The 26014-nt window shown below is 60.5% G+C and carries 25 protein-coding genes; 15 read left to right on the forward strand and 10 right to left on the reverse strand.

The window, feature by feature from the left end:
* Positions 1–11: 11 nt before the first annotated feature.
* On the reverse strand, positions 12–1124 hold the full coding sequence (locus tag FW800_RS00005; protein WP_032877501.1) for an LOG family protein: 1113 nt from the start codon (positions 1122–1124) through the stop codon (positions 12–14).
* Between the two features lie 293 nt (positions 1125–1417).
* Positions 1418–1858, reverse strand: a complete 441-nt coding sequence (locus FW800_RS00010) for a PA3611 family quorum-sensing-regulated virulence factor (protein WP_103733429.1) — start codon at positions 1856–1858, stop codon at positions 1418–1420.
* Positions 1859–2037: 179 nt separating this feature from the next.
* Here FW800_RS00010 and FW800_RS00015 point away from each other — a divergent pair, with 179 nt between their 5' ends.
* The 3 genes from FW800_RS00015 (at position 2038) to FW800_RS00025 (ending at position 4097) form a co-directional block, all read left to right on the forward strand.
* Positions 2038–2757, forward strand: coding sequence for a tRNA-uridine aminocarboxypropyltransferase (locus FW800_RS00015; protein WP_046071232.1), 720 nt, complete (start codon positions 2038–2040; stop codon positions 2755–2757).
* A gap of 251 nt (positions 2758–3008) precedes the next feature.
* Entirely contained in the window at positions 3009–3659 is a 651-nt protein-coding gene (gene erdR, locus FW800_RS00020) for a response regulator transcription factor ErdR (protein WP_005785464.1), read from the forward strand.
* A gap of 75 nt (positions 3660–3734) precedes the next feature.
* A complete protein-coding gene (locus tag FW800_RS00025) occupies positions 3735–4097 on the forward strand; it encodes a diacylglycerol kinase (RefSeq protein WP_003189051.1) in 363 nt (120 codons plus the stop codon).
* 3 nt (positions 4098–4100) lie between these two features.
* Here FW800_RS00025 and FW800_RS00030 read toward each other — a convergent pair whose 3' ends face one another.
* Positions 4101–5027, reverse strand: coding sequence for a LysR family transcriptional regulator (locus tag FW800_RS00030; RefSeq protein ID WP_010212678.1), 927 nt, complete (start codon positions 5025–5027; stop codon positions 4101–4103).
* A 125-nt stretch (positions 5028–5152) separates the two neighbouring features.
* On the opposite strand from FW800_RS00030, the gene fpr reads away from it, so the two are divergent.
* Complete coding sequence (fpr, locus tag FW800_RS00035; RefSeq protein ID WP_003189055.1) at positions 5153–5932, forward strand: ferredoxin-NADP reductase; 780 nt, start codon at positions 5153–5155, stop codon at positions 5930–5932.
* Between the two features lie 66 nt (positions 5933–5998).
* On the opposite strand, the gene tsaA is transcribed toward fpr, so the two are convergent.
* The 5 genes from tsaA to rimO form a co-directional block, all read right to left on the reverse strand.
* Positions 5999–6694, reverse strand: coding sequence for a tRNA (N6-threonylcarbamoyladenosine(37)-N6)-methyltransferase TrmO (gene tsaA / locus FW800_RS00040; RefSeq protein ID WP_103733430.1), 696 nt, complete (start codon positions 6692–6694; stop codon positions 5999–6001).
* 3 nt (positions 6695–6697) lie between these two features.
* Entirely contained in the window at positions 6698–7159 is a 462-nt protein-coding gene (locus FW800_RS00045) for a DUF1456 family protein (protein WP_005785469.1), read from the reverse strand.
* Between the two features lie 68 nt (positions 7160–7227).
* Entirely contained in the window at positions 7228–7938 is a 711-nt protein-coding gene (locus tag FW800_RS00050) for an rRNA pseudouridine synthase (RefSeq protein ID WP_446436737.1), read from the reverse strand.
* Positions 7939–8068: 130 nt separating this feature from the next.
* Positions 8069–8557 carry a GNAT family N-acetyltransferase gene (locus tag FW800_RS00055; RefSeq protein WP_446436738.1) on the reverse strand — a complete coding sequence of 163 codons (489 nt, stop codon included), beginning with the start codon at positions 8555–8557 and terminating at the stop codon, positions 8069–8071.
* 109 nt (positions 8558–8666) lie between these two features.
* Complete coding sequence (rimO, locus tag FW800_RS00060) at positions 8667–10007, reverse strand: 30S ribosomal protein S12 methylthiotransferase RimO (protein WP_003231334.1); 1341 nt, start codon at positions 10005–10007, stop codon at positions 8667–8669.
* A gap of 289 nt (positions 10008–10296) precedes the next feature.
* Between rimO and FW800_RS00065 the strand changes: the two genes are divergently transcribed.
* From FW800_RS00065 to FW800_RS00075, 3 genes are all read left to right on the forward strand, one after another.
* On the forward strand, positions 10297–12198 hold the full coding sequence (locus FW800_RS00065; RefSeq protein WP_446436739.1) for a potassium transporter Kup: 1902 nt from the start codon (positions 10297–10299) through the stop codon (positions 12196–12198).
* Between the two features lie 126 nt (positions 12199–12324).
* Complete coding sequence (locus FW800_RS00070; protein WP_194440210.1) at positions 12325–13431, forward strand: NADH:flavin oxidoreductase/NADH oxidase; 1107 nt, start codon at positions 12325–12327, stop codon at positions 13429–13431.
* Between the two features lie 300 nt (positions 13432–13731).
* On the forward strand, positions 13732–13917 hold the full coding sequence (locus tag FW800_RS00075; RefSeq protein ID WP_005785481.1) for a hypothetical protein: 186 nt from the start codon (positions 13732–13734) through the stop codon (positions 13915–13917).
* Between the two features lie 53 nt (positions 13918–13970).
* On the opposite strand, the gene FW800_RS00080 is transcribed toward FW800_RS00075, so the two are convergent.
* Positions 13971–15596 carry a glucan biosynthesis protein D gene (locus FW800_RS00080; RefSeq protein WP_446436740.1) on the reverse strand — a complete coding sequence of 542 codons (1626 nt, stop codon included), beginning with the start codon at positions 15594–15596 and terminating at the stop codon, positions 13971–13973.
* 303 nt (positions 15597–15899) lie between these two features.
* Between FW800_RS00080 and FW800_RS00085 the strand changes: the two genes are divergently transcribed.
* The 8 genes from FW800_RS00085 (at position 15900) to FW800_RS00120 (ending at position 25612) form a co-directional block, all read left to right on the forward strand.
* Positions 15900–16607: a tellurite resistance TerB family protein gene (locus FW800_RS00085; protein WP_248134378.1), complete on the forward strand. Its 708-nt coding sequence runs from the start codon at positions 15900–15902 to the stop codon at positions 16605–16607.
* Between the two features lie 582 nt (positions 16608–17189).
* Positions 17190–18812, forward strand: a complete 1623-nt coding sequence (locus FW800_RS00090) for a methyl-accepting chemotaxis protein (protein ID WP_446436741.1) — start codon at positions 17190–17192, stop codon at positions 18810–18812.
* On the forward strand, positions 18812–19324 hold the full coding sequence (locus FW800_RS00095; RefSeq protein ID WP_446436742.1) for a chemotaxis protein CheW: 513 nt from the start codon (positions 18812–18814) through the stop codon (positions 19322–19324). The genes FW800_RS00090 and FW800_RS00095 overlap by 1 nt, the downstream gene beginning before the upstream one ends.
* Positions 19321–20577: a CheR family methyltransferase gene (locus FW800_RS00100; RefSeq protein WP_446436743.1), complete on the forward strand. Its 1257-nt coding sequence runs from the start codon at positions 19321–19323 to the stop codon at positions 20575–20577. The genes FW800_RS00095 and FW800_RS00100 overlap by 4 nt, the downstream gene beginning before the upstream one ends.
* Positions 20574–21275, forward strand: coding sequence for a chemotaxis protein CheW (locus FW800_RS00105; protein WP_005785492.1), 702 nt, complete (start codon positions 20574–20576; stop codon positions 21273–21275). The genes FW800_RS00100 and FW800_RS00105 overlap by 4 nt, the downstream gene beginning before the upstream one ends.
* Entirely contained in the window at positions 21272–23551 is a 2280-nt protein-coding gene (locus tag FW800_RS00110; RefSeq protein ID WP_194440212.1) for a hybrid sensor histidine kinase/response regulator, read from the forward strand. The genes FW800_RS00105 and FW800_RS00110 overlap by 4 nt, the downstream gene beginning before the upstream one ends.
* Positions 23548–24558: a chemotaxis response regulator protein-glutamate methylesterase gene (cheB, locus tag FW800_RS00115; protein ID WP_005785497.1), complete on the forward strand. Its 1011-nt coding sequence runs from the start codon at positions 23548–23550 to the stop codon at positions 24556–24558. The genes FW800_RS00110 and cheB overlap by 4 nt, the downstream gene beginning before the upstream one ends.
* 52 nt (positions 24559–24610) lie before the next feature.
* A complete protein-coding gene (locus FW800_RS00120; RefSeq protein ID WP_032877485.1) occupies positions 24611–25612 on the forward strand; it encodes a response regulator in 1002 nt (333 codons plus the stop codon).
* 146 nt (positions 25613–25758) lie between these two features.
* Here the strand turns inward: FW800_RS00120 and FW800_RS00125 are convergent, their stop codons facing one another.
* Complete coding sequence (locus tag FW800_RS00125) at positions 25759–26013, reverse strand: bacteriocin immunity protein (RefSeq protein WP_078820448.1); 255 nt, start codon at positions 26011–26013, stop codon at positions 25759–25761.
* Position 26014: the final 1 nt, after the last annotated feature.

Consider the following 26014-nt stretch of genomic DNA (forward strand, 5'->3'; position numbering starts at 1 on the left):
CCTGCAAAAAACTACGCCGGCAGTGACGTCACACGTTGCTGCGTCTTGCCTTGGGCCTGTGCCCAGTTTTCCGGCAGGTTGATGTAATCCACCAATTCACGCAGTCGCCCCTGGTCGCGGCCATTGAAGTTGAACATCAGGCGGGTCAAGTGACTGAACCTTGGTTCGTCATGGTCTTCGCCTGTATAGGCGAGCTGTTGAAACTCGCCACTGAGCCGCAGGCTGGCAAACTCTTGCTGCAAATGGGCCAGAGCACGCTCACTGAGAGGGTGGTTCATGCGCACCACAAACTCGCGTTTCAACCAACGGGTGGAGTGGAAGTTGGCATAGAACTGGTTGATTTCATCCACTGCTTCTTCGGCGCTGTAGACCAGGCGTATCAGCTTGAGGTCGGTGGGCAGGATATAGCGGTTGGCTTCCAACTGGCTGCGGATAAAGTCCAGGGCACCTTGCCAGAACCCACCGCCCGGCGCATCCAGCAACACGACTGGCACCAGCGGGCTCTTGCCAGTCTGGATCAGGGTCAGTACTTCCAGAGCCTCGTCCAGGGTGCCGAAACCGCCAGGGCACAACACCAGCGCATCGGCTTCCTTGACGAAGAACAGCTTGCGGGTAAAGAAGAAGTGGAATGACAGCAGGTTTTCGGTGCCATCGATAGTGGGGTTGGCGTGCTGTTCAAAGGGTAGCGTGATATTGAACCCCAGGCTGTGCGCCAGGCCCGCGCCTTCGTGGGCTGCCGCCATGATGCCGCCGCCACCGCCGGTGATCACCATCAGGTCGGAGCGCGCCAATGCTGCACCCACCTCTCGGGCCAGTGCATACAGTGGGCTTTCCACAGGTGTACGTGCCGAGCCGAACACCGTCACCTTGCGCCGGTCCTTGAATTGTTCGAGTACGCGAAATGCATGGTCCAATTCACGAATGGCGCGCAGGGTGATCTTGGCATTCCAGCGATCCCGGTCGTCCTGGGCCATGCGCAGAACGGTAAGGATCATGTCGCGATAAAGGGGGATATTCGGGCTGTTGGGGGCGATCAACTGGATTTGCGCGTCGACCTGCTGCGTGAGGTCGGTCCCGTTTTCTTCAAAATGACGAAGCAACTGATCATTGGATTCATAAGGCATTCAACTTCTCCTTCTTTACAGGGCCTGGATAGTCGACGAGAGCGTCGTCGGGGCCACGACACTGCATGTGTCGTTGCATGCCACAGGAGGGCAGGCCGCTTATGCCCTGAAAGTGTTACAGAACAGCATTGAAGTAGCTGTGGGCGGGCGTATGGGATGGCTTGATCATGGGCCGAAAAACCCTTGGCTGGCAACCGCTTATTGGTTACTCATCGCGTAGTTTAGTCGTTGGCAGGAGCTGGAGCGGGGGAGTGCGCGCCGCTGGACAGCAGCGCGCGACGGTCAAATCGTGCTTACTTTTTCTTCTTCGCCGCAGCCGGTGCCGGGCAATCCGCTTCAACGAACTTGACCGATGCCACAGGGCGGTTGCTTTTGTTCTCGGTGATTTCATAGCGCATCACTGCGCCCTTGGCCATCAGCTCGCGGTAGCCTGGGTTGGTGCAGACGCTGCGGCCGAGCTGGAAATACACAGCCTTGGGGTTGGCACGCATCTGTTCGGCACGATCAGGCTGAACGCTGAGGTGATCAATCAGCTGCATACCTTCAACGGTGTAGGCCACTTCCAGGGTCTTTTCATCAATTTCCCGGGGCAGGTCCTTGTTGCTTTCGGCCGCGACGCTTTGCAGTTTCCTGTTCATTTGAGCCTCCAGCAGCGAGGCCGCGTGGGCGCCCATAGGCAAGACCAACGCTATGGCGAGGGATGGGGCAACAAGGCGCAGCATGGAACGCAGCATGAAACTCTCCTGATTCGGTTACTGGTGCATAGACCAGCCACTGCGCTGTGCGTTCAGTGGCGCGCAATTATAGGTGAGCCCTTGCCACTACAGCCAGGCGTATCGCTGGTAAACTGCGGGCACTTCTGTTTTTCACGAGTTTGTTCCGTGTCGATTTCCTTTTCTTCGCCGCGTGCCCGATGAGCCACGCCGTTTCCCGCTTGCGCACCCAACGCCTGGCGCGTGCCATCAGGCCGTTTCTCAATCGTGGTTCCCGGGCTGAGCGCTGCCCCGGCTGTCGGGTGATTCCCGAATATTGCTTGTGCGCCTGGCGGCCCAAAGTCGCGGCCAAGTCAGCCATGTGCCTGCTGATGCACGACGTTGAACCGATGAAGCCGAGCAATACGGGCTGGCTCATTGCCGATGTAATCGGCGACACCACGGCATTTGCCTGGTCACGTACCGAGGTAGATCCTGATTTGCTGACGTTGTTGGCTGACCCGCAGTGGCAGCCATACATCGTATTTCCCGGCGAGTTTGTGGCGCCGCAACGGGTGGTCAGTCAAGTCCGCGTGGAGGAGGGCAAGCGTCCGCTGTTTATCCTGCTGGATGGCACTTGGAGCGAAGCGCGCAAGATGTTTCGCAAAAGCCCCTACCTGGAGCATTTGCCAGTCCTGAGCCTCGCCCCTGAGCAGTTATCGCGCTACAAGCTGCGGCGTTCTAAGCGTGATGACCATTTCTGTACTGCCGAGGTGGCGGCGCTGTGCCTGGAGCTGGCCGAAGACTTGACTGCCAGCGAAGTGCTGGACGCCTACCTCGATGTATTCAGCGCCCATTACCTGGCAGCCAAGTTCCAAATGCCCTTGGACCCGATGGACGCTGTCCATATGCGCCTTGCACCCTATATACCGGCAGCCTAGCCAGACGACGTTTGCATGATGGCACCCTGAACCCGCAACCCGCTAGAATGCCCACGGGCGTAGCGCTTGACCCTCCAGGCTACGCTGGTCATGCTGGGCGCCGATTGGGGCGCAACCGTGAATGCTCGACGTCGTTTCATGTGCTTTTGACGTTGAGCAGGCCCTGTGGCGATAGCTGCCAGGCCGTCGCCTTGTGTATTGGTGAGCCCTGAACCATCAGGGCTGCCATAAAAAACAGGATCATTTAACCAATGGCCACATACGAAATCCTGATAGCCGATGACCATCCGCTGTTTCGCAGCGCTCTGCATCAGGCAGTCACCCTGGGGCTTGGCCCTGATGTTCGCCTGGTCGAAGTGGCCAGCATCGCCGAACTGGAAGCTCGCCTCACCGAAAAATCCGACTGGGACCTGGTGCTGCTCGACCTGAACATGCCCGGTGCCTACGGCTTTTCCGGGCTGGTGCTGCTGCGCGGGCAATACCCGCAGATCCCCGTGGTGATGGTCTCGGCCCAGGAGGAAGCCGACGTGGTGGTGCGCTCCAAGGAGTTTGGCGCCAGTGGCTTCATTCCCAAGTCCAGCGCGATGGAAGAGATCCAGAAAGCCGTGCGCGCGGTATTGGACGGCGATGTGTCCTGGCCGCCCCAGGCGTTTGAACAAATCAACGTGTCCGACGAAGCCAAGGCCGCCCGTGATGGCCTGGCCAGTCTCACACCCCAGCAGTTCCGGGTGCTGACCATGGTCTGCGAAGGTTTGCTGAACAAGCAGATTGCCTACGAATTGAGCGTGTCGGAAGCGACCATCAAGGCCCATGTAACGGCGATTTTCCGTAAGCTGGGAGTGCGTACCCGGACCCAGGCGGCGTTGCTCTTGCAACAACTTGAGTCAATCTCGCAACATTAAGTTACAGCCGCTTCACGCTTTTTTGACTTTGCGTGATCTAGCTTCCCCACTTCTTTGGTTCAGTTGCCTACATCTATGTCGCCTTTCAAGGGTCAAACCGGTATCAAACGTATCTTCAATGCAGGGGGCTATTCCCTGGATGGTCTGCGCGCAGCTTTCACCGGCGAGGCGGCGTTCCGTCAGTTGGTGTTGTTGAACGTCATCCTGATCCCTTTGAGCTTTTTCCTGCAGGTCAGCCGGGTCGAGCGGGCACTGCTGATTGCGGTGTGCCTGCTGGCGTTGATTGTCGAGTTGCTCAACTCTGCGGTAGAAGCGGCCATTGACCGTATTTCCCTGGACCGCCATCCGCTGTCGAAGAACGCCAAGGACATGGGCAGCGCCGCGCAATTTGTGGCACTGACCATGATCACCCTGGTGTGGGCGGTGATCCTGATCTAACGATCAGGCAATACTCGGCAGTACGATCTCGTCGCTGCGCTGCACCCCGGCGGTGAAAGCGCGGCACAGTTCGAGAAACTCGCGCATCGCCGAGGTCTGGTATTTCTGCTTATGCCAGATGAAGTAGAACTGCCGGGCCAGGTCCAGATCCGGGGTTTCCACCGGTACCAGGCTGCCCCGGCGGAACGCGTCGCGCAGCGCCAGCCGCGAAATGCAGCCGATCCCCAACCCCGACTCCACTGCCCGCTTGATCGCCTCGGTGTGTTCCAGTTCCAGACGGATATTCAGCGCGCTGCGATGATGGCGCATGGCCTGGTCAAACGTCAGGCGCGTGCCCGAGCCTTGTTCGCGCAGTATCCACGCTTCGTGGGTCAATTCGTCCATGCTGGCCACGCCACGCTTGGCCAAATGATGCTGCGGCGCACAAAACACCACGAGCTCATCTTCTACCCACGTCTGCACCTCGATATCCGGGTGGCTGCAGTCGCCTTCAATTAGACCCAGGTCAATTTCGTAGTGCGCTACCTGATGCACGATATGTGCAGTGTTCTGCACATGGAGTTTCACCTGGCTTTCGGGATGCTGCTGCATAAAGCTGCCAATCAGCAGCGTCGCCAAGTAATTGCCGATGGTCAGGGTCGCGCCGACCGCCAAGGAGCCGAAGCCGGACTTGCCGTTGAGCAGGTCCTCGATCTCTTTGGCCTGGTCCAGCAGTGCAACCGCCTGGGGCAATAGCTGGTGACCGAGGGCGTTGAGACTCAGGCGTTTGCCGGCGCGGTCGAACAATTGGCAGCTGGATTGACGCTCCAGCTCGGTGATCGACGTGCTGGCGGCGGATTGAGATAAGGCCAGAAGGCCAGCAGCGCGCGAGACGCTTTCCTGCTGGGCGACGGCGACGAAAACTTGCAGTTGACGGAGAGTAAATCGCATATCGATATAACCGATAACCCTTATCTTAATAATCCAGTTAACAGATATTGTCGCCGCCATTAGAATGCTGTGCAATTGCGCATCCTTACCTTTGGCGCAGACCCATTTCCAGGAGTCCCCCGTACATGAGCAACATGAACCACGAGCGTGTCCTCAGTGTTCATCACTGGAACGACACTCTGTTCAGCTTCAAGTGCACCCGCGATCCGGGCTTGCGCTTCGAGAACGGTCAGTTCGTGATGATCGGCCTGCAACAGCCCAACGGCCGCCCGCTCATGCGTGCTTACTCGATTGCCAGCCCAAACTGGGAAGAGCATCTGGAGTTCTTCAGCATCAAGGTGCCGGATGGCCCGCTGACTTCCCAATTGCAGCACTTGAAGGAAGGCGACGAGATCATCATCAGCAAAAAACCGACGGGCACCCTGGTGCTTGACGATTTGAAGCCGGGCAAACACCTGTACCTGCTCAGCACCGGCACTGGCCTCGCGCCGTTCATGAGCGTGATCCAGGACCCGGAGACCTACGAGCGTTTCGAAAAAGTCATCCTGTGCCACGGCGTGCGCTACGTCAACGAAGTCGCCTACCGCGAATTCATCACCGAGCACCTGCCGCAGAACGAATTCTTCGGCGAGGCCCTGCGTGACAAGTTGATCTACTACCCGACCGTGACCCGCGAGCCGTTCGAAAACGAAGGCCGCCTGACCGACCTGATGCGCAGTGGCAAGCTGTTCAGCGACATCGGCCTGCCACCGATCAACCCCGAAGACGACCGCGCCATGCTGTGCGGCAGCCCAAGCATGTTGGATGAGACCAGCGAAGTGCTGAACAGCTTCGGCCTGAAGGTTTCGCCACGGATGCGTGAGCCGGGTGATTACCTGATCGAGCGTGCGTTCGTCGAGAAGTAATACCGCGTCAGTAAGCAGATCAAAATGTGGGAGGGGGCAAGCCCCCTCCCAAATTCAGTCTCCGGTTTATCCGGCGGGAACCACTTCCAGCACACAAATCATCCCGGGTTCCGGGTAGTGCCAGCGCACATCCACATCCCAGAATTGCGCACCGTATTCCCGTTCCGACGTAGGAACCTGATACGCCGGCCGCGGATCCTGCGCCAAACACTGCTCAATCAGTTCCACCAACGGCTCGCCGAGGCGTTGAGCGTGGCCTTGCGCCTGTTGCAGCGCCGTCTTCAGCCACTGCACCGCAATCAGTTGCGGCGCGCTGCTGGCAATGGTGTTGGTAGCGCTGTCGACAATGTCGGCATAGGGCACATATGGCTTGATATCCAGCACCGGCGTGCCATCGAGCAAGTCGATCCCGGAAATCCACAGTCGCCCCGGTTCCACCTTGTCCAGCTTGACCACCGATTGGCCAATGCCATTAGGTCGGTGGGTGGCACGGGTGGCAAACACGCCCATGGACGTATTGCCGCCCAGGCGTGGCGGGCGCACTTTCAGGCGTGGCTTGTCTTCCAGGGCCTGATGAAACAGGAACAGCAACCACACATGGCTGACCTGTTCCAGCCCCTGCACGGCCTCGCCCTGGTCGAACGGCGCCACCAACTCCAGCACGCCACGGGCAGCCGGTGCCAGTTGCGGTTGGCGCGGGATGGCGAACTTCTCCTTGAAGCAGGAGCGTACGAAACCGACGGGCGAGACCTGGTAACTCATGGCTTAGGCACGGACCCGCAAGGTCAGGCCCTTGAGGAAGTTACGCAGCAACTGATCACCACAGGTGCGGTAGTTGGTATGGCCGAACTTGCGGAACAGCGCGCTCAGCTCTGGCTTGGACACCGGGAACTCCGCTGCCTTGAGGATGGCATGCATGTCGTCTTCCTTCAGTTCGAAGGCCACGCGCAGCTTTTTCAGGATGATGTTGTTGGTCACCGGCGTTTCGATCGGCTGCGGTGGACGGCTTTCGTCCTTGCCGCGCTTGAAGATGACCAAGCCATCGAGGAAGTGAGCCATGACTTCATCCGGGCAGAACACGAAGCCTTCTTCCTCATCTTTCTTGAGGTAGGTCAGCAGGTCTTCCTTGGTCACGTCCATGCCGCCGAGCTTGATGATCTCGACCATCTTGTTGTCGCTGATGTCGAGCATGTAGCGCACGCTGCGCAGTACGTCGTTGTGAATCATGGTGAGCAATCCTGCTATTGAACTGATGACGCCGCCCAATCAGGCGGTGTCGGGAAAAGGGGAACGGCTTAGAACTTCTCTTTGCCGGACAGGTAGCGCCATTGGCCCAATGGCACCTTGCCAATGGACACGCCGCCGATGCGGATACGGCGGATGGCGATGACTTTCAGGCCAACAGCTTCGCAGAACAGCGCGATAACGCCGGGTTGCGGGTTTTTCATCGCAAAGCGCAGGCGGTTTTCGTTCTGCCAGCTGGCTTTCACAGCGGGAAGTTCCTTACCTTTGTAGGTCAGGCCGTGGTTCAGGCGGTTGAGGCCGTGGGCAACCATGTCGCCTTCGACTTCTACTACGTACTCCTGCTCGATCTTGGCGGCATCGGCGGTCAACTTGCGCAGAATCTTCCAGTCCTGGGTGAACACCAGCAAGCCGCTGGCCTTGGCTTGCAAGTCGGCGCTGGCGGTCAGGCGCAGGAAATGCCCCTTGAGCGGGCGCTTGCTGAAGCGGTGTTCTTCAGACAAGGTCTCGGCGCTGATCGTGGCCATGGCGGTTTCAGCGTCCATGCCTGCCGGCGCGTGCAACAGAATGGTCACCGGCTCTGGTGGGGTGGCTTTGGCCTCTGGGTCCAGCTCGACTTTTTCGGTTGTGACCTTGAACTGCGGCTCGTCGATCACTTCGCCGTCCACCGAGACCCAGCCGCCTTCGATAAACAGCTCAGCCTCCCGACGGGAGCAACCGACCAGTTCGATAAGGCGTTTGGAGAGGCGTATGGGGTCAGTCATGACAAGGGCCGTAACAAAAGGGGGCGGCTATTGTACCTGCCTGGCGCCGGTTAATCCCGGCCCCATTTCAGGTAGTGGCTTTTTGTGGGAGCTGGCTTGCCTGCGATGGCATCACCTCGGTCAACCTGAGCTAACGCGTCGCTCGCATCGCAGGCAAGCCAGCTCCCACAGATGTGCGCAAACGCAAATGCAGCAACGGGTAAGGCTGGCCAAGGCCATCATGCTCCGTGCGTCCGATCACTTCGAAGCCTTGCTTGAAGTAGAAACCCAGGGCCTGGGGGTTCTGTTCGTTGACGTCCAGCTCATCGGCATTCATATGTTCGATCGCATAGCGCAGCAGTTGCCGCCCCAGGCCCTGACCACGGTGTTGCGGGTCGATAAACAGCATCTCCACTTTGCCCGCCGCCACCCCGGCGAACCCGGTGATGCGCTGGCGTGAGTCCTTGGTGCAGATCAGCATCACCGCGTCCAGGTAGCGAGTCAGCACCAGGTTTTTCAGCAAGTCGATATAGCTGCCCGGCAGAAAATCGTGGGTGGCGCGTACCGAGTCTTCCCAGATCTGCGCCAAGCGCGCGTAATCGCTGGTTTTAGGTGTGTGGATAACCGAATGCTGACGCATGCCCGCTGCCCCTTGCCGTAATCGGCGCTGATGGGCAAAACGATAGACCTAAAAAAGCCCCGCATCTTGTCAGAGGCGGGGCTTTTTCAAAATATTACGCAAACACGCTTCAGTCGCGCTTTTCAGCCCACAAGTCGTACTCGTCGGCGTCGGTCACGGTGCACCAGACCTTGTCGCCCGGCTTCAAGCCGCTGGCATCGTCAATAAACACGTTACCGTCGATTTCCGGCGCATCGAAGAAGCAGCGGCCAACGGCGCCTTGCTCGTCGACTTCGTCGATGAGCACTTCGATTTCCTTGCCGATGCGCAGTTGCAGGCGTGCAGAGCTGATCGCCTGTTGGTGCGCCATGAAGCGCTCCCAACGATCTTGCTTGACGTCGTCCGGCACCACGGCCAGGTCCAGCAGGTTGGCCGGAGCGCCTTCCACTGGCGAGTACTGGAAGCAGCCGACGCGGTCCAGCTGCGCTTCGGTCAGCCAGTCGAGCAGGTACTGGAAGTCTTCTTCGGTCTCGCCGGGGAAGCCGACGATGAAGGTGGAGCGGATGATCAGCTCCGGGCAGATCTCGCGCCAGTTCTTGATACGCGCCAGGGTCTTGTCTTCGAACGCCGGGCGTTTCATTGCCTTGAGCACTTTGGGGCTGGCGTGTTGGAACGGGATGTCCAGGTACGGCAGGATCTTGCCAGCGGCCATCAACGGGATCAGCTCGTCCACGTGCGGGTACGGGTAAACGTAGTGCAGGCGCACCCACACGCCCAAGCTGCTGAGGGCTTCGCAGAGTTCGGTCATGCGGGTTTTCACCGGCGCGCCGTTCCAGAAGCCAGTGCGGTATTTCACGTCGACGCCGTAGGCGCTGGTGTCCTGGGAGATTACCAGCAACTCCTTGACGCCGGATTTGACCAGGCGCTGGGCCTCGTCAAGCACATCACCCACCGGGCGGCTTACCAGTTTGCCGCGCATCGACGGGATGATGCAGAAGCTGCAGCTGTGGTTGCAGCCCTCGGATATCTTCAGGTACGCGTAGTGGCGTGGGGTCAGTTTGATGCCTTGGGGCGGCACCAGGTCGATCAGCGGGTTGTGGTCCTGGCGTGGCGGCACCACTTCGTGGACGGCGTTGACCACCTGCTCGTACTGCTGCGGGCCGGTCACGGCCAGCACACTGGGGTGTACGTTGCGGATATTGCCTTCTTCCACACCCATGCAGCCGGTGACGATGACCTTGCCGTTTTCCTTGATGGCTTCGCCGATCACTTCCAGCGACTCCGCCTTGGCCGAGTCGATGAAGCCGCAGGTGTTGACCACCACCACATCGGCGTCCTGGTACGTGGACACGACGTCATAGCCTTCCATCCGCAATTGCGTGAGGATGCGCTCGGAGTCGACCAGAGCCTTCGGGCAACCCAGGGAAACAAAGCCAACCTTGGGGTTGGCTTTTGCGATGGTGGTGGACATGTCTAACCTCGGTATTGAATGACGCTGCCGGTCGTGCACGACAAGGCAACGGATGGGCGCTTGGTGCGCCTCTGATCAAAAAGTGCGCAATTCTATCGGCGGGCAGCGCACTTGACCAGCTTTATGCAGGGAAATGCGACGAGTGCTGCGCTATGCTTCGCGCCGTTGCGCACGGGTAATGCCCTTGGGTCAATAAAACGTCTGTTTCGAGAAGTAAAACAGCGCATGCTAGGGTCAGCTTAGTCGTGCTGTTTATAAAAGACCTTGGGTCAAAGGGCAGGAGTGGTTGATGGGTCAGGCAAGTAGTCAGGCAGCAGGTGCCGAGCATTCAAACGCCAAGCCGATTGGCATGCTGGTGGCGGCGGTGGGGGTGGTTTATGGCGATATCGGGACCAGCCCGCTCTACACCCTTAAAGAGGTGTTCAACGGCGGTTACGGAGTACAGGTCAACCATGACGGCGTGTTGGGGATACTGGCGCTGATCTTCTGGTCGCTGATCTGGGTGGTGTCGATCAAGTACATGTTGTTCGTGCTACGTGCCGACAACCAGGGCGAGGGCGGCATCATGGCGCTCACGGCGTTGGCGCGGCGGGCAGCCGGGGAGCGCGCTAAATTGCGCAGTTTCCTGGTGGTGTGCGGCCTGTGTGGCGCGGCGCTCTTTTATGGCGACAGCATGATCACCCCGGCGATTTCGGTATTGTCGGCCATTGAAGGCCTGGAGCTGGCGTTCGACGGCCTGGAAAAATGGGTGGTGCCCATCGCGTTGATCGTGCTGGTGGCGTTGTTTCTGATCCAGAAGCACGGCACCGATCGTATCGGCAAGCTGTTCGGCCCGGTGATGGTCACCTGGTTTCTGGTGCTGGGCGGCCTCGGGGTATACGGCATTCTGCAGCAGCCTGAAGTATTGAGTGCGCTGAACCCAGCATGGGGCGTGCGCTTCTTTATGGTTCACCCCGGCATCGGCGTGGCAATTCTTGGCGCGGTGGTGCTGGCCTTGACCGGCGCCGAAGCGTTGTACGCCGACATGGGCCACTTCGGGCGCAAGCCCATCGCCCGTGCCTGGTTCATCCTGGTGCTGCCGGCGCTGGTGCTCAATTATTTCGGCCAGGGCGCGATGCTGCTGGGCGATCCGGAGGCCGCGCGCAACCCGTTTTACCTGCTGGCGCCGAGCTGGGCGCTGATCCCGCTGGTGGGCTTGTCCACCCTGGCGACCGTGATCGCGTCCCAGGCAGTCATTTCCGGTGCGTTCTCGTTGACCCGCCAGGCGATCCAGTTGGGTTACATCCCGCGTATGCACATCCAGCACACTTCGAGTGCCGAGCAAGGCCAGATCTACATCGGCGCTGTGAACTGGTCGTTGATGGTGGGCGTGATCCTGCTGGTGCTGGGCTTCGAATCTTCCGGTGCCCTGGCGTCGGCCTACGGCGTAGCGGTGACCGGCACCATGCTGATGACCACCATCCTGGTGTCGGCGGTCATGCTGTTGCTGTGGAAGTGGCCACCAGTGCTGGCGGTGCCGGTGTTGCTCTGCTGCTTGCTGGTGGACGGTCTGTTTTTCGCCGCCAACGTGCCCAAGGTGATCCAGGGCGGCGCGTTCCCGGTACTGGCGGGGATCGTGTTGTTCGTGTTGATGACCACCTGGAAGCGCGGCAAGCAATTGCTGGTCGAGCGCCTCGACGAGGGTGGGCTGCCATTGCCGATTTTTATCAGCAGCATCCGCGTGCAGCCGCCTCATCGCGTGCAGGGCACGGCGGTGTTCCTGACCGCGCGCCCGGATGCGGTGCCCCACGCGCTGTTGCATAACCTGCTGCACAACCAGGTGCTGCATGAGCAGGTGGTGCTGCTGACGGTGGTCTACGAAGACATTCCACGGGTGCCTGCCGCACGGCGTTTCGAGGTGGACTCCTACGGCGAAGGCTTCTTTCGCGTGATCCTGCATTTCGGGTTCACCGATGAGCCGGACGTGCCCGAAGCGCTGAAGCTGTGCCATCTGGATGATCTGGATTTCAGCCCGATGCGCACCACCTATTTCCTCAGCCGCGAGACCGTGATCGCCTCGCGCATCAAGGGCATGGCGCGCTGGCGCGAAACCTTGTTCGCCTTCATGTTGAAGAACGCCAACGGTAACCTGCGCTTCTTCAAGCTGCCGGTAAACCGTGTGATCGAGCTGGGCACCCAGGTCGAAATGTAAGGCGCTGCATAACGGGAGCCGGCAATCGGCTCCCGCTTTCCTTTCTGAACCCTGTGCAATCGGTGGTTGTCGACTAGGCTCTAAACACTGTTGAACAGTGCCCATAGAACCCAGAAGAGGTGCGCCATGAGTCAGCTGCTCGAACCCTATACCCTGCGCCAATTGACCCTGCTCAACCGCATCGCGGTCTCGCCGATGTGCCAATACTCCAGCGACGACGGCCTGGCCAATGACTGGCACCTGGTGCATCTCGGCAGCCGAGCCGTGGGGGGCGCGGGGCTGATTTTCACCGAAGCCACCGCCGTGACGGCTGATGGGCGTATCACCGCCCAGGACCTGGGCCTGTGGAACGACGCCCAGATCGAGCCGCTGCGGCGTATCACGCGCTTTATCGCGGCCCAGGGCGCGGTGGCGGGTATTCAACTGGCCCATGCCGGGCGCAAGGCCAGCACCCATCGGCCCTGGATCGGCAAGCATGGCAGCGTCAAGCCGGAGGAGGGCGGGTGGGTGCCGGTGGGCCCTTCGCCGATTGCCTTCGACCCCAATCACACCCAGCCCAAGCAATTGGACGAAGGGCAGATCCAGCAAGTAATCGCCGACTTTGTCGCTGCCGCCAAGCGTGCCTTGACCGCAGGTTTTGAAGTGGTGGAAATCCATGCTGCCCATGGCTACCTGCTGCACCAGTTTCTCTCGCCCATCAGCAACCAGCGTCAGGACCACTACGGCGGCTCGTTCGAAAACCGCATTCGCCTGGTACTGGAGGTGACCAAGGCCGTACGTGCGGCCTGGCCTCAGGAGTTGCCACTGTTTGTGCGGGTATCGGCCACCGATTGGGTGGAGGACGGCTGGAACCCGGATGAAACCGTGGAGTTGGCGCGCCGCCTCAAAGAACTGGGCGTCGACCTGATCGACGTGTCCTCCGGGGGCACCGCCGCCAATGCCGAGATCCCCACCGGCCCTGGCTACCAGACGCGCTTCGCCGAGCGCGTGCGCAAGGAGTCGGGCATCGCCACCGGCACGGTTGGCATGATTACCGAACCGGCCCAGGCCGAGCACATCCTGCGCACCTGCCAGGCCGACATCATCTTCCTGGCCCGTGAACTGCTGCGCGACCCGTACTGGCCGCTGCATGCCGACGATGACCTGGGCGGGCGCAAGGCTATCTGGCCGGCGCAGTACCAGCGGGCAACCCATCGGGACCAGCCGATTCATGAGTCGGATCTGCGGGATTGATCCCGCGCACAGTTAGGTCGAACCCACCCTGATACGGTGGGTTTTTTCTTGCGGTTGCCAGAACTCGCGTCCTGTATCGACCACGGCGTAAGCAAGCGCTGTAGGGTTTTATTACCGAGGCCATTTTTTTAAGTGAATACTCTAAAAAAATCCCACGTGCCACGAGATAGTTTCTAAGCTTAGGGTTAGCCTGGTTCCTAGCCCAGGGAGGTAGGCTGCTTGACCACGAAAGCGTTGTGCTTCGGGGGAGTTTGGAAATGGGCACCAGGAGTATTTGACTGATATCAGGAGTAGTGGTCCATGGCCAAATCCTATGGCGTAGCGGGTGCGATGGCGTCTTTTCTGAGCCGCCGGATGTCATTGCGGGGTCGAAGGTTGAGTTCGGATGAAATGGAGTTGCTGGCCCAGTACCGGGCGCTGACCGAGAGTGATCAGGTGGCGATGCGGTATCTGATTGGCGCGATGAAAAGCGTATCGCGGTTCTAAGCCACCTGCGATCATTCCCACGCTGCGACGTGGGAATGATCAGGCGGTTAATTTCAGGTGTACTTGCGCTGCTCCGGTGCGGGCGGGAAGTACTGATACAGCCAGGTTTCGCTCAGGGTGCGGTCTTGGGTGCGAATAAACAGGCGCAGCTCCACCGGCTCCACACTGTCGCTGGTGGGGTACCAGTCGAACAGGATGCGATAGCCCTTGATGTTATCCAGCACCAGCACGCTGAAATCCTTCACCTCACCATGGGAGCAGGTCACCACCGGCTCGATGCCGGTGCCCGCTGGCAGGCGATCCAGCCCGCCGCCTTTGAAGTCTACGGCGAAACGCCGCGCCCACACCTTCGGGTAATGCTCGCCGGGCGCCCAACCTTCGGTGAAACCACCCATGCCTGACCGGGTTGCGTCGACCTGCGCCAGCGGCGTGCTCACCGGTGGCAGTGCGCTCCAGTACAACTTGTAGCCATAGTTGAGCGAATCACCCGCGGCCACGGGCTTTTTCGGGGTCCAGAAGGCGACGATATTGTCCAGGGTTTCGCCGGTGGTGGGGATCTCCAGCAGGTCGATCGAGCCTTCGCCCCACGCGGTGGTAGGTTCAACCCACAGGCTTGGGCGTTTGCTGTACCAGTCGACGGTGTCCTGGTAGCTGGCGAACTCATGGTCGGTCTGCACCAGGCCGAAGCCTTTGGGGTCGGTGTCGGCGAACGCGTTGAATTGCAGCTTGGCCGGGTTGTTCAGCGGGCGGCAGATCCACTCGCCATTGCCGCGCCACATGGCCAGGCGGTCCGAATCGTGGATTTGCGGGTGGATGGTGTCGCACATGCGCCGCTCATGGGTGCCGCAGCTGAACATGCTGGTCATGGGGGCGATGCCCAATTGTTCGATGGCAGTGCGTGCATTGATGTGCGCGTCGATTGCCATCACCACCTGGTTGGCCTGGCAGTCGATATCGAAGCGGTAGGCGCCGGTGGCGCTTGGCGAGTCAAGCAGGGCGTAGACCACAAAGCGGGTGGCATTCTTGTCCGGAGTTTCGAACCAGAACTGCGTGAAGTCGGGGAATTCCTCGCGTTTTTTCGCGTAGGTATCAATCGCCAGGCCGCGGGCCGACAGGCCATATTGGCCGGTGGAGTCCACCGCGCGAAAGTAGCTGGCGCCGAGAAACGACAGCACGTCATGGCGGTCCAACTCCGGCGCCTTGAACAGCTTGAAGCCGGAAAAACCCAGGTCGCGGGTCAGTTGCTGGGTGTCTACCGTGGTTTTTTCATAGTTGAACAGTGAAGGGCGGAAATGCACTTCGCGAGCCTCGCGGGTCTTGGGGTCGACACTGTGCATGCGCACCGGCGTCTTGAAGCCCATGCCGACATGGAAGAATTGCACGTCCAGTTGACCGTTCAACTCTTTCCACAACGAATGGTTACCGTCGTAGCCAATGGCGTTGAAATTCTGCGGGGTCATGGTGGCCAGGGTGGGTGGCAGCACCTGCTTAGTGTCTTGATAGCCACGGGTGGCCAGTTGCTTGGCTTGCGCCTTGAGCGCTTCGAAATCGAACGCCACGGCTTTGCCGTCGGCGGCACGGTTCCCGGCCCAAGCCTGCGCGGCCAGCAGGCCGCTGGCCGACAAACCGGTGTAAGCCGCAATGGCCATGGATGCTTTGAGCAAATTCCTGCGGTGCATAGAGACAACCTGTCGTGAGCAAATCCCGCGCCGTTCCTGGCACGTAGCGGATCAGAAATAACGGTTCGGACATGCCTTCGGCCAAACGCAACGGACAATAAACAGACGCCGGATAGCTTAAGCGGTTCGATGAACAAGGCAAATTGATTGATGGCGGGATGATGGCGCTGCATATGCAACAAGACATTTCCTGGTCGAATACCCGCGTTACATCTGGAAGCACTCTAGATCGCGGCTTTTTGGCACTTCGTCTTACGCTGGGGGCCTATTGGTCCTATGAACCCAAGTGTCTGGAGGCTACGAATGAATACCCGCGGATTGCTCGATCAGTTGCTCAAGTCTGGCCAGGATATGTTGCAAAACAAGGCTGGCGGCCAACGCAAATCCAACGACAAAAGCGCCCTTGGCGGTTTACTCGGCGGTAGCGGGCTGGGCAGCATGCTCGGCGGTGCCGGCGGCGGCGCCCTGGCGGCTGGAGCCATGGGCTTGCTGCTGGGCAACAAAAAAGCGCGCAAATTCGGCGGCAAGGCCCTGACCTACGGCGGCCTGGCCGCATTGGGTGTGATTGCCTATAAAGCCTACGGCAACTGGCAAGCCCAGCAAGCCAGCGCCCCCCAAGGCGAACCACAAACCATCGACCGCCTGCCTCCGGCCCAGGTTGAACAACACAGCCAGGGCATTCTCAAGGCACTGGTGGCCGCCGCAAAGGCAGACGGCCATGTGGATGAGCGCGAGCGCGCGTTGATCGAAGGCGAATTCACCAAGCTGGACAACGACCAGGAACTGCAACACTGGCTGCACGCCGAACTTAACAAGCCCCTGGACCCCACCGACGTCGCCCGCGCCGCCAGCACCCCGGAAATGGCCGCCGAAATGTACATCGCCAGCGTAATGCTGGTGGATGAGGAAAATTTCATGGAAAAAGCCTACCTGGATGAACTGGCCCGCCAACTGAAACTTGAACCCGGCTTAAAGCTGGAGTTGGAAAAGCAAGTACGGCTCAACGCATAAGTAAGGCTATCGACGCAGCTCTGCCCCGCTAACCACGATGCGAAGCGAGCCGCTCTTGATCTGCTTTTGATCTTGATCTTAGGCGCCCCGTCAAACCACGCTGGCCGGAATTCGACAGGGATTTGGGGGGTAAACCGGCAGGGATGCCGGTTTAGCCGCCCCGCGCCATGGACGGCGCGTGGCGGCGGCCTCCCAAATCCATGGCGGATTACGGGCACACCGAGCCTAAGCGAGGTGCCGAGTGGTGGGGCAAGAGCCCTTTTGGTTACTTTTGGCTGGGCCGGCATTCCGGGCTCTTTTCCAAAAGTGACCCGCTGTAAAAGCGGAACCAATAGCAACCGTTACCGCAGCAATGGATATGTACTCGGTCTGATCCAAGATCCCGGTCGACTACAAGACCGCCATCGGGAGCAAGCCCCCCTCCCACATTTGAACTGCGGCCCATCAGTTGGATCTCCCTAGGCACACGTACCACCCATCCCACTTACGCATTCTGTGGATCCCCCCTCAAAAGCGTTGATAAACCCGAGCATCCGCTCAGCTATACTCCCCTCCATTTGAATGCCCCTGCGAGGAATTACTGTGAAGAACTGGACCCTGCGCCAAAGGATTTTGGCGAGCTTTGCGGTAATTATCGCCATCATGCTGCTGATGGTGGTGCTCTCCTATTCGCGCCTGCTCAAGATCGAAGCCAGCGAAAACTCCGTGCGCGACGACGCCGTGCCCGGCGTGTTTTTCAGCTCTATGATCCGCAGCGCCTGGGTCGACAGCTACCTGCAAACCCAGGAACTGGTCGGGATCCACGAAAACCAGGGCATTTCCGATGAAGACAAGCAGGACTACAAGTCATTTGAAGCGCGGCTTGAGCAGCACATGGCCAGTTACGCGGGCACGATCAATATCACCCAGGATCGCACCGAATTCGATGCCTTCGAAAAACTGCACCAGAACTACAACGCCATTCTTGCCCAGGTCCTGGCGGCTCATCAGAGCAACAACTCGGCCGAGGCGCTGAGGCTGTTCAACGAGCAACTGACCCCCGCCTGGACCGCAGGCCGCATGAAGCTCAACGACATCATCAATGAGAACAAACAGGTCGCCGACAATGCCACCGCTGCCATCGATGATGCCGTAGCAGCGGCAAAGGTCAGCATGGGCGTCTCGCTGCTGCTGGCGATTCTCGCCGCGGCGCTGTGCGGCCTGTTGCTGATGCGCGCGATCATGGCGCCGATGCAGCGTATCGTGCAGATCCTCGAAGTCATGCGTACCGGCGACCTGAGCAAGCGCCTGAACCTGGAGCGCAAGGACGAATTCAACGCGGTCGAAACCGGCTTCAACGACATGATGACCGAGCTGACTGCCCTGGTGTCCCAGGCGCAGCGTTCGTCGGTGCAGGTCACCACCTCGGTCACCGAGATCGCCGCGACCTCCAAGCAGCAACAGGCCACCGCCACGGAAACCGCAGCCACCACCACGGAAATCGGCGCCACCTCCCGCGAGATTGCGGCCACGTCCAAGGACCTGGTGCGTACCATGACCGAAGTGTCCACCGCCGCCGACCAGGCCTCGGTGGCCGCCGGTTCCGGCCAGCAGGGCCTGGCACGCATGGAAGAGACCATGCACTCGGTGATGGGCGCCGCCGACCTGGTCAACGCCAAGCTGGCGATCCTCAATGAGAAGGCCGGCAACATCAACCAGGTGGTGGTGACCATCGTCAAGGTGGCTGACCAGACCAATCTGTTGTCTCTCAATGCCGCCATCGAGGCGGAGAAAGCTGGTGAGTACGGTCGCGGCTTTGCCGTGGTGGCCACCGAAGTGCGCCGCCTGGCCGACCAGACTGCCGTGGCAACCTACGACATCGAGCAAATGGTGCGTGAGATCCAGTCAGCGGTGTCGGCGGGCGTGATGGGCATGGACAAGTTCTCCGAGGAAGTCCGCCGGGGTATGTTCGAAGTGCAGCAAGTGGGCGAGCAACTGTCGCAGATCATCCACCAGGTACAGGCCCTGGCGCCGCGGGTGTTGATGGTCAACGAAGGCATGCAGGCCCAGGCCACCGGCGCCGAACAGATCAACCACGCGCTGGTGCAATTGGGCGATGCCAGCAGCCAGACCGTCGAATCCCTGCGTCAGGCCAGCTTTGCCATTGATGAGCTGAGCCAGGTCGCGGTGGGTCTGCGCAGTGGCGTGTCGCGTTTCAAAGTCTGATGAGCGATCTCGCGGCTAAACGCGTCGCCGTCCCGGCAGCGAAAACGGCGTTGTTCCTGGTGTTTCGCATCGGCAACGAACGCTTTGCCCTCAAGGCCACCGAAGTGGCGGAGGTGCTGCCGCGCCTGCCGCTCAAACCCATCGCCCATGCGCCACTGTGGGTGGCGGGTATTTTTGCGCATCGCGGTACGCTGGTGCCGGTAATCGATGTCAGTGCCCTGACGTTCGGCACCCCGGCCCAGGCTCGCACCAGCACGCGGCTGGTGCTGGTCAACTACCAGCCGCAACCCTGGAGTGAAGCGCGTGGGCTGGGGCTGATCCTGGAGCAGGCCACCGACACCCTGCGTTGCGACCCCGCCGAGTTCCAGCCTTATGGCGTGGACAACCAGCAGGCGCCCTACCTGGGGCCGGTACGCGAGGATGCACAGGGCTTGATGCAGTGGATTGGCATTGCCGAACTGCTGAGCGCTGAAGTACGCGCCTTGCTGTTTTCCGCCGAGTTAAGCCTATGAGCAGTGACCCGCGTTTTTCGGCGTTCTTGAAAGAACGCATCGGCCTGGACGTTGCCTCGGTGGGCGAGGCGATCATCGAGCGTGCGGTGCGCCAGCGCTGCCAAGCCTCCCAGGCGCAGTCGACGGAAGCTTACTGGCAGCTCCTGCAACATTCCCACGACGAGCAGCAGGCACTGATCGAAGCGGTGATCGTTCCCGAGACCTGGTTTTTCCGCTATCCCGAATCCTTCGCGACCTTGGCTCGCCTGGCCCTGCTGCGCCTGGCCGAGATCAAGCAGATGCGCGCGCTGCGCATCCTCAGCCTGCCGTGTTCGACTGGCGAAGAGCCCTATTCGATTGCCATGGCCTTGTTGGATGCGGGCCTGGCGCCCCATCAGTTCAAGGTTCAGGGGATGGACGTCAGCCCGCTGTCGGTGGAACGTGCCCGGCGCGGTGTGTACGGCAAGAACTCGTTTCGCGGGGCCGATCTCGAATTTCGCGACCGCCACTTCACAGAAGAAACGGGCGGTTACCGCATCGCCGACCGGGTGCGCGAGCAAGTGCGTCTGCAAGTGGGCAACTTGCTCGACCCGACACTGCTGGCCAACGAGCCGACCTACGATTTTGTGTTCTGCCGCAACCTATTGATCTACTTCGACCAGCCGACCCAGAAGAAAGTCTTTGATGTGCTCAAGGAACTGACTCATGTGGACGGCGTGCTGTTTATCGGCCCGGCCGAGGGCAGCCTGCTGGGGCGCCATGGCATGCGTTCGATTGGCGTGCCGCAATCCTTTGCCTTCAGTCGACACATAGAGCAGACCCCGCCGCCGGTATTCGTGCCGATGCCTGCGCCAGCACCGCAGCGCAGTGCAGCACCGATACCACTCAAGCCGCGTCCGTTCAGCACGGTCAGCACTCAGGTGCCGCCGGTCAAGGTGCCCCACACCGACGCAGGGGATTTGCTCGGCCAGATCGCGACCCTGGCCAATGAAGGCAAAAGTGCCGAGGCCCGGGACGCCTGTGAGCGTTATTTAAGCAGCCACCCGCCGGTTGCCCAGGTGTTCTACTGGTTGGGGTTGCTCAGCGATGTTGCCGGCAGCGCCTTGGAAGCCCAGGGGTATTACCGAAAAGCCTTGTACCTGGAACCGCAGCATTCGCAGGCCTTGATGCATCTGGCTGCGTTGCTCGAATCCCAGGGCGACAGTGCGGGAGCGCGCCGGCTACAAGCCCGCGCCGCCCGTAGCGAGCGAGCACACAGTGAGTCCGAACGATGAACAGCCCTGACGCGCTCGACACCGCAGGCCTGGACCTGACGCTGACCGATACCCAAGCCATCGATGACTGCTGGAACCGTATCGGCATTCATGGCGACAGGTCCTGCCCACTGCTGGACGAGCATATTCACTGCCGCAACTGCTCGGTGTATTCCGCCGCCGCCACGCGCCTGCTCGACCGCTATGCCCTGCAGCAGGATGATCAGCGCTCGCAGGCCGCTGCCGAAGCGGGTAGCGAGGTGGTCACCCGTTCGCTGTTGATGTTCCGCCTCGGTGAAGAATGGCTCGGTATCGCCACCCGCTGCCTGGTGGAAGTGGCGCCATTGCAACCGATCCACTCCTTGCCGCACCAGCGTTCCCGTGCGCTGCTGGGGGTGGCCAACGTGCGGGGTGCGCTGGTGGCGTGCCTATCGCTGGTGGAACTGCTGGGCCTGGACAGCACCAGCAGCGGGCCCAGTGGCGGGCGGATCATGCCGCGCATGTTGATCATTGCCGCCCAGGACGGTCCGATCGTCGTGCCGGTGGATGAAGTGGATGGCATTCATGCCATCGATGAGCGCACCTTGAACGCGGCCTCGGCCTCCGGTACCCAGGCCAGCGCACGCTATACCCAAGGTGTGTTGCAGTTCAAAGGCCGCAGCCTGCGCTGGCTGGACGAAGCGCAATTGTTGTCCGCCGTGACCCGGAGCCTCGCATGACCCCCGACCAGATGCGTGATGCCTCGCTGTTGGAGCTGTTCAGCCTGGAGGCCGATGCGCAAACCCAGGTATTGAGCGCCGGCCTGCTGGCCCTGGAGCGCAACCCGACCCAGGCGGATCAACTTGAAGCCTGTATGCGCGCCGCACATTCGCTCAAGGGCGCGGCGCGGATTGTTGGGGTGGATGCCGGGGTCGGCGTGGCCCACGTCATGGAGGATTGCCTGGTCAGCGCCCAGGAAGGTCGTCTGTACCTGCAACCGGAACATATCGATGCGTTGTTGCAAGGCACTGACCTGCTGATGCGTATCGCCACGCCAGGCAACAGCGTGGGGCCGTTGGATATCCAGGCGTACGTGGCGTTGATGGAGCGTCTGCTTGACCCGGCGCAGCCACCCGCTACGCCGGCGCCAAAAGCCGAGCCCGAGCCTGCTCCGGCGCCTATCGTTGAAGCATTGCCGCAAGAGCCAGAGGTTGCACCGCCCGTCAGCAGTGAGCCACCGCGTCAGAACAAGCGCATCACCGAGGGTGGCGAGCGTGTACTGCGGGTTACCGCCGAGCGCTTGAACAGCCTGTTGGACCTGTCGAGCAAGTCCTTGGTGGAAACCCAGCGGCTCAAGCCTCACCTGGCCAGTATGCAACGCCTCAAGCGCATTCAAAGCAACAGCCTGCGCGCCCTCGATACCCTGGACGGTCACCTCAAGCACCTGGATTTGAATCTTGAGACTCAGGAAGCCCTGGCCGATACCCGCCGCTTGTTGAGCGAAGCTCAGGCACTGCTGGCGGATAAAAACGCGGAACTTGACGAGTACGCCTGGCAGGCCGGCCAGCGCGCCCAGGTGCTTTACGACACCGCGCTGGCCTGCCGCATGCGACCGTTTGCCGACGTGCTGGCGGGGCAGGTGCGCATGGTGCGTGACCTCGGTCGCAGCCTGGGCAAGCAAGTGCGCCTGGAAATCGAAGGCGAAAAGACCCAGGTCGATCGAGACGTCCTGGAAAAACTTGAAGCACCGCTCACTCATTTACTGCGCAATGCGGTCGACCACGGCATCGAAACGCCCGAGCAGCGGCTGCTGGCGGGCAAACCGGCGGAAGGCCTGATCCGCCTGCGTGCGTCCCATCAAGCCGGGTTGCTGGTACTGGAATTGAGCGACGACGGCAACGGTGTCGATCTGGAGCGCCTGCGCGGCACCATTGTCGAACGTAATCTGTCGCCGGTGGAAACTGCCCTGCGCCTGAGCGAAGAGGAACTGCTGACGTTCCTGTTCCTGCCGGGGTTCAGCTTGCGCGACAAGGTCACCGAGGTGTCCGGTCGTGGCGTTGGCCTGGATGCAGTGCAGCATATGGTTCGCCAACTGCGTGGCGCGGTGGTACTGGAGCAGACGGCGGGGCAGGGCAGTCGCTTCCATCTGGAAGTGCCGTTGACCTTGTCGGTGGTGCGCAGCCTGGTGGTGGACGTGGGCGAAGAAGCCTATGCCTTCCCCCTGGCCCACATTGAACGCATGTGTGACCTGGCTCCCGACGACATTGTGCAACTGGAAGGCCGCCAGCATTTCTGGCACGAGGGCCGGCATGTGGGCCTGGTTGCCGCCAGCCAACTGCTGCAGCGCCCACCGGGGCAGAGTCCTTCGCAGACCCTGAAAGTCGTGGTGATCCGCGAGCGCGATGCCGTGTACGGGATTGCCGTGGAGCGCTTTATCGGTGAACGCACCCTGGTGGTGTTGCCGCTCGATGATCGCCTGGGCAAGGTCCAGGATATTTCCGCAGGGGCGTTGCTCGATGACGGCTCGGTGGTGTTGATCGTCGATGTCGAAGACATGTTGCGTTCGGTGGATAAATTGCTCAACACCGGCCGCCTGGAACGTATCGCCCGGCGCAGCCAGCAGGCCACCGAAGCACCGCGCAAGCGCGTGCTGGTGGTAGACGACTCGCTGACCGTACGCGAGCTGCAACGCAAATTATTACTCAATCGTGGTTATGAAGTCGCTGTTGCGGTCGATGGCATGGATGGCTGGAACGCATTGCGCTCCGAGGACTTCGACCTGCTTATCACTGATATTGATATGCCTCGCATGGACGGTATTGAATTGGTCACACTTTTGCGTCGTGACAGTCGCCTGCAATCGTTGCCGGTGATGGTGGTTTCCTACAAGGATCGTGAAGAAGACCGACGTCGTGGACTCGACGCGGGCGCCGACTATTATTTAGCCAAAGCCAGTTTTCATGACGACGCCTTGCTCGACGCCGTGGTTGAACTGATTGGAGGCGCCCGGGCATGAGGATTGCGATCGTCAATGACATGCCCCTGGCGATAGAGGCCTTGCGCCGCGCCTTGAGCTTTGAGCCCGCCCACGAGGTGGTGTGGGTGGCCAGCAATGGCCTGGAAGCGGTGCGCCGCTGTGCCGAGCTGACCCCGGACCTGATCCTGATGGACCTGATCATGCCGGTGATGGATGGGGTGGAGGCTACCCGGCAGATCATGGCTGACACGCCTTGCCCTATCGTGATCGTTACTGTCGACCGCCAGGCCAACGTCAGCCGCGTATTCGAAGCCATGGGCCACGGAGCGCTGGATGTGGTGGATACCCCGGCGCTGGGCGTAGGCAACCCCAAGGATGCGGCGGCACCGCTATTGCGCAAGATCCTGAATATCGGTTGGTTGATCGGCCAGCGCGGCACGCGCGTGCGTGCCGAAACCCCACCGCAACGGGGCACAGGCAAGCGTCAACGGCTGGTGGCCATTGGTTCTTCAGCGGGTGGCCCGGCGGCCCTCGAGGTTCTGCTCAAGGGCTTGCCGCGGGATTTTCCCGCCGCCATCGTGCTGGTGCAGCATGTGGACCAGGTCTTCGCCGCCGGCATGGCCGAGTGGCTGAGCAGCGCCTCCGGCCTGCCCGTGCGCCTGGCCTGTGAGGGCGAGCCGCCCCAGGCCGGCGTGGTCTTGCTGGCCGGCACCAACCATCATATTCGCTTGTTGAAAAATGGCACGCTAGCCTATACCGCAGAGCCGGTGAACGAGATTTACCGGCCCTCCATCGACGTGTTTTTCGAAAGCGTCGCCAGTTACTGGACCGGTGACGCCGTCGGCGTACTACTGACCGGCATGGGGCGCGACGGGGCCCAGGGCCTCAAGCTGATGCGCGAACAAGGATATTTGACCATCGCCCAGGATCAGCAGAGCTCGGCGGTGTACGGCATGCCCAAAGCGGCGGCGGCGATTGATGCTGCTGTTGAAATTCGCCCACTGGATAGAATTGCGCCCCGATTGCTGGAGGTCTTTGCAAAATGATCGAAAATCTCCCGCCGTGCTGGCTTGCAGGTAGTAATTCAGGTGACTGCACATGAATGATTTACAGCTCGACGACTTCAAGACCGATGAGAACGCCGCCATGGTGCTGCTGGTCGACGATCAGGCCATGATCGGCGAAGCCGTGCGGCGCGGCCTGGCCCATGAAGAAAACATCGACTTCCACTTTTGCGCTGACCCGCACCAGGCGATTGCCCAGGCGATCCGCATCAAGCCGACGGTGATCCTGCAGGACCTGGTGATGCCCGGCCTCGACGGCCTGACCTTGGTGCGTGAATACCGCAATCACCCGGCGACCGCGAATATCCCGATCATCGTGCTGTCCACCAAGGAAGACCCGCTGATCAAGAGTGCGGCCTTTGCGGCCGGCGCCAACGATTACCTGGTCAAGCTGCCCGACAACATCGAACTGGTGGCGCGTATCCGCTACCACTCGCGGTCCTACATGACGCTGTTGCAGCGTGACGCGGCCTACCGTGCGCTGCGGGTCAGCCAGCAACAGTTGCTGGATACCAACCTGGTGCTGCAACGCCTGATGAACTCCGACGGCCTGACCGGGCTGTCCAACCGCCGCCACTTCGACGAATACCTGGAACTGGAGTGGCGCCGTGCCATGCGCGACCAGACCCAACTGTCGCTGCTGATGATCGACGTGGACTTCTTCAAGACCTACAACGACAGCTTCGGCCACGTCGAAGGCGATGAAGCCTTGCGCAAAGTCGCCGCCGCTATCCGCGACGCCAGCAGCCGCCCTTCGGACTTGCCGGCGCGATACGGCGGCGAAGAGTTCGCGCTGGTACTGCCCAATACCTCGCCGGGCGGCGCACGGTTGGTTGCAGAAAAATTGCGCATGGCGGTGGCGGCCCTGAAAATCCCGCACATTGCCCCGGCAGAAGGGGCGAGCCTGACCATCAGCATTGGCTTGTCGACGTTGACGCCGGTGCAGGGCACGGACTGCCGGCAACTGATCATGGCGGCGGACAAGGGGCTGTATACGGCCAAGCATAATGGGCGCAATCAGGTGGGGATTGAGTGAGTCGGGACCAGCGTAACTCCAGGTGAGGAATTTATGCCCATCCTACACCTGGAATTTCAAAGCTTGTGAGTTGAGTGCGAATGAAGAAAGGTTGAAACAAGAACTCCGCCATCAATGCCTAGCCGATGACGGAGTTTGCCGGGGCGTTACCCCTCTTTAAAGCCAGGCTTACCATTAGCGGCGCGCCATTCTTTGACTTCTTTTACGATGCCCTCAGGGCTGTCTTCTCTGTCATCTCTCGGATAGTAGACGAGATCTGATCCGTCAGGATGTTCTGTAAGGCGCGTGAACTCTAATAGCATTTCGTCATCTTCTTCCTCAGTACGAGCACTCGCGTCACAAAGAGAGATTACGAAGTTTAAAAATTCGGTTTCTGTGTACTCGGAAATTGAAGTTTTCATC

The organism is Pseudomonas sp. 910_23 (assembly GCF_052850795.1).

Excerpts from the sequence above, each read along its gene's own strand:
- FW800_RS00005 (WP_032877501.1), bottom strand. The coding sequence starts at position 1,124 with ATGCCTTATGAATCCAATGATCAGTTGCTTCGTCATTTTGAAGAAAAC.
- FW800_RS00010 (WP_103733429.1), bottom strand. The coding sequence starts at position 1,858 with ATGCTGCGTTCCATGCTGCGCCTTGTTGCCCCATCCCTCGCCATAGCG.
- FW800_RS00015 (WP_046071232.1), top strand. The coding sequence starts at position 2,038 with ATGAGCCACGCCGTTTCCCGCTTGCGCACCCAACGCCTGGCGCGTGCC.
- erdR (WP_005785464.1), top strand. The coding sequence starts at position 3,009 with ATGGCCACATACGAAATCCTGATAGCCGATGACCATCCGCTGTTTCGC.
- FW800_RS00025 (WP_003189051.1), top strand. The coding sequence starts at position 3,735 with ATGTCGCCTTTCAAGGGTCAAACCGGTATCAAACGTATCTTCAATGCA.
- FW800_RS00030 (WP_010212678.1), bottom strand. The coding sequence starts at position 5,027 with ATGCGATTTACTCTCCGTCAACTGCAAGTTTTCGTCGCCGTCGCCCAG.
- fpr (WP_003189055.1), top strand. The coding sequence starts at position 5,153 with ATGAGCAACATGAACCACGAGCGTGTCCTCAGTGTTCATCACTGGAAC.
- tsaA (WP_103733430.1), bottom strand. The coding sequence starts at position 6,694 with ATGAGTTACCAGGTCTCGCCCGTCGGTTTCGTACGCTCCTGCTTCAAG.
- FW800_RS00045 (WP_005785469.1), bottom strand. The coding sequence starts at position 7,159 with ATGATTCACAACGACGTACTGCGCAGCGTGCGCTACATGCTCGACATC.
- FW800_RS00050 (WP_446436737.1), bottom strand. The coding sequence starts at position 7,938 with ATGACTGACCCCATACGCCTCTCCAAACGCCTTATCGAACTGGTCGGT.
- FW800_RS00055 (WP_446436738.1), bottom strand. The coding sequence starts at position 8,557 with ATGCGTCAGCATTCGGTTATCCACACACCTAAAACCAGCGATTACGCG.
- rimO (WP_003231334.1), bottom strand. The coding sequence starts at position 10,007 with ATGTCCACCACCATCGCAAAAGCCAACCCCAAGGTTGGCTTTGTTTCC.
- FW800_RS00065 (WP_446436739.1), top strand. The coding sequence starts at position 10,297 with ATGGGTCAGGCAAGTAGTCAGGCAGCAGGTGCCGAGCATTCAAACGCC.
- FW800_RS00070 (WP_194440210.1), top strand. The coding sequence starts at position 12,325 with ATGAGTCAGCTGCTCGAACCCTATACCCTGCGCCAATTGACCCTGCTC.
- FW800_RS00075 (WP_005785481.1), top strand. The coding sequence starts at position 13,732 with ATGGCCAAATCCTATGGCGTAGCGGGTGCGATGGCGTCTTTTCTGAGC.
- FW800_RS00080 (WP_446436740.1), bottom strand. The coding sequence starts at position 15,596 with ATGCACCGCAGGAATTTGCTCAAAGCATCCATGGCCATTGCGGCTTAC.
- FW800_RS00085 (WP_248134378.1), top strand. The coding sequence starts at position 15,900 with ATGAATACCCGCGGATTGCTCGATCAGTTGCTCAAGTCTGGCCAGGAT.
- FW800_RS00095 (WP_446436742.1), top strand. The coding sequence starts at position 18,812 with ATGAGCGATCTCGCGGCTAAACGCGTCGCCGTCCCGGCAGCGAAAACG.
- FW800_RS00100 (WP_446436743.1), top strand. The coding sequence starts at position 19,321 with ATGAGCAGTGACCCGCGTTTTTCGGCGTTCTTGAAAGAACGCATCGGC.
- FW800_RS00105 (WP_005785492.1), top strand. The coding sequence starts at position 20,574 with ATGAACAGCCCTGACGCGCTCGACACCGCAGGCCTGGACCTGACGCTG.
- FW800_RS00110 (WP_194440212.1), top strand. The coding sequence starts at position 21,272 with ATGACCCCCGACCAGATGCGTGATGCCTCGCTGTTGGAGCTGTTCAGC.
- cheB (WP_005785497.1), top strand. The coding sequence starts at position 23,548 with ATGAGGATTGCGATCGTCAATGACATGCCCCTGGCGATAGAGGCCTTG.
- FW800_RS00120 (WP_032877485.1), top strand. The coding sequence starts at position 24,611 with ATGAATGATTTACAGCTCGACGACTTCAAGACCGATGAGAACGCCGCC.
- FW800_RS00125 (WP_078820448.1), bottom strand. The coding sequence starts at position 26,013 with ATGAAAACTTCAATTTCCGAGTACACAGAAACCGAATTTTTAAACTTC.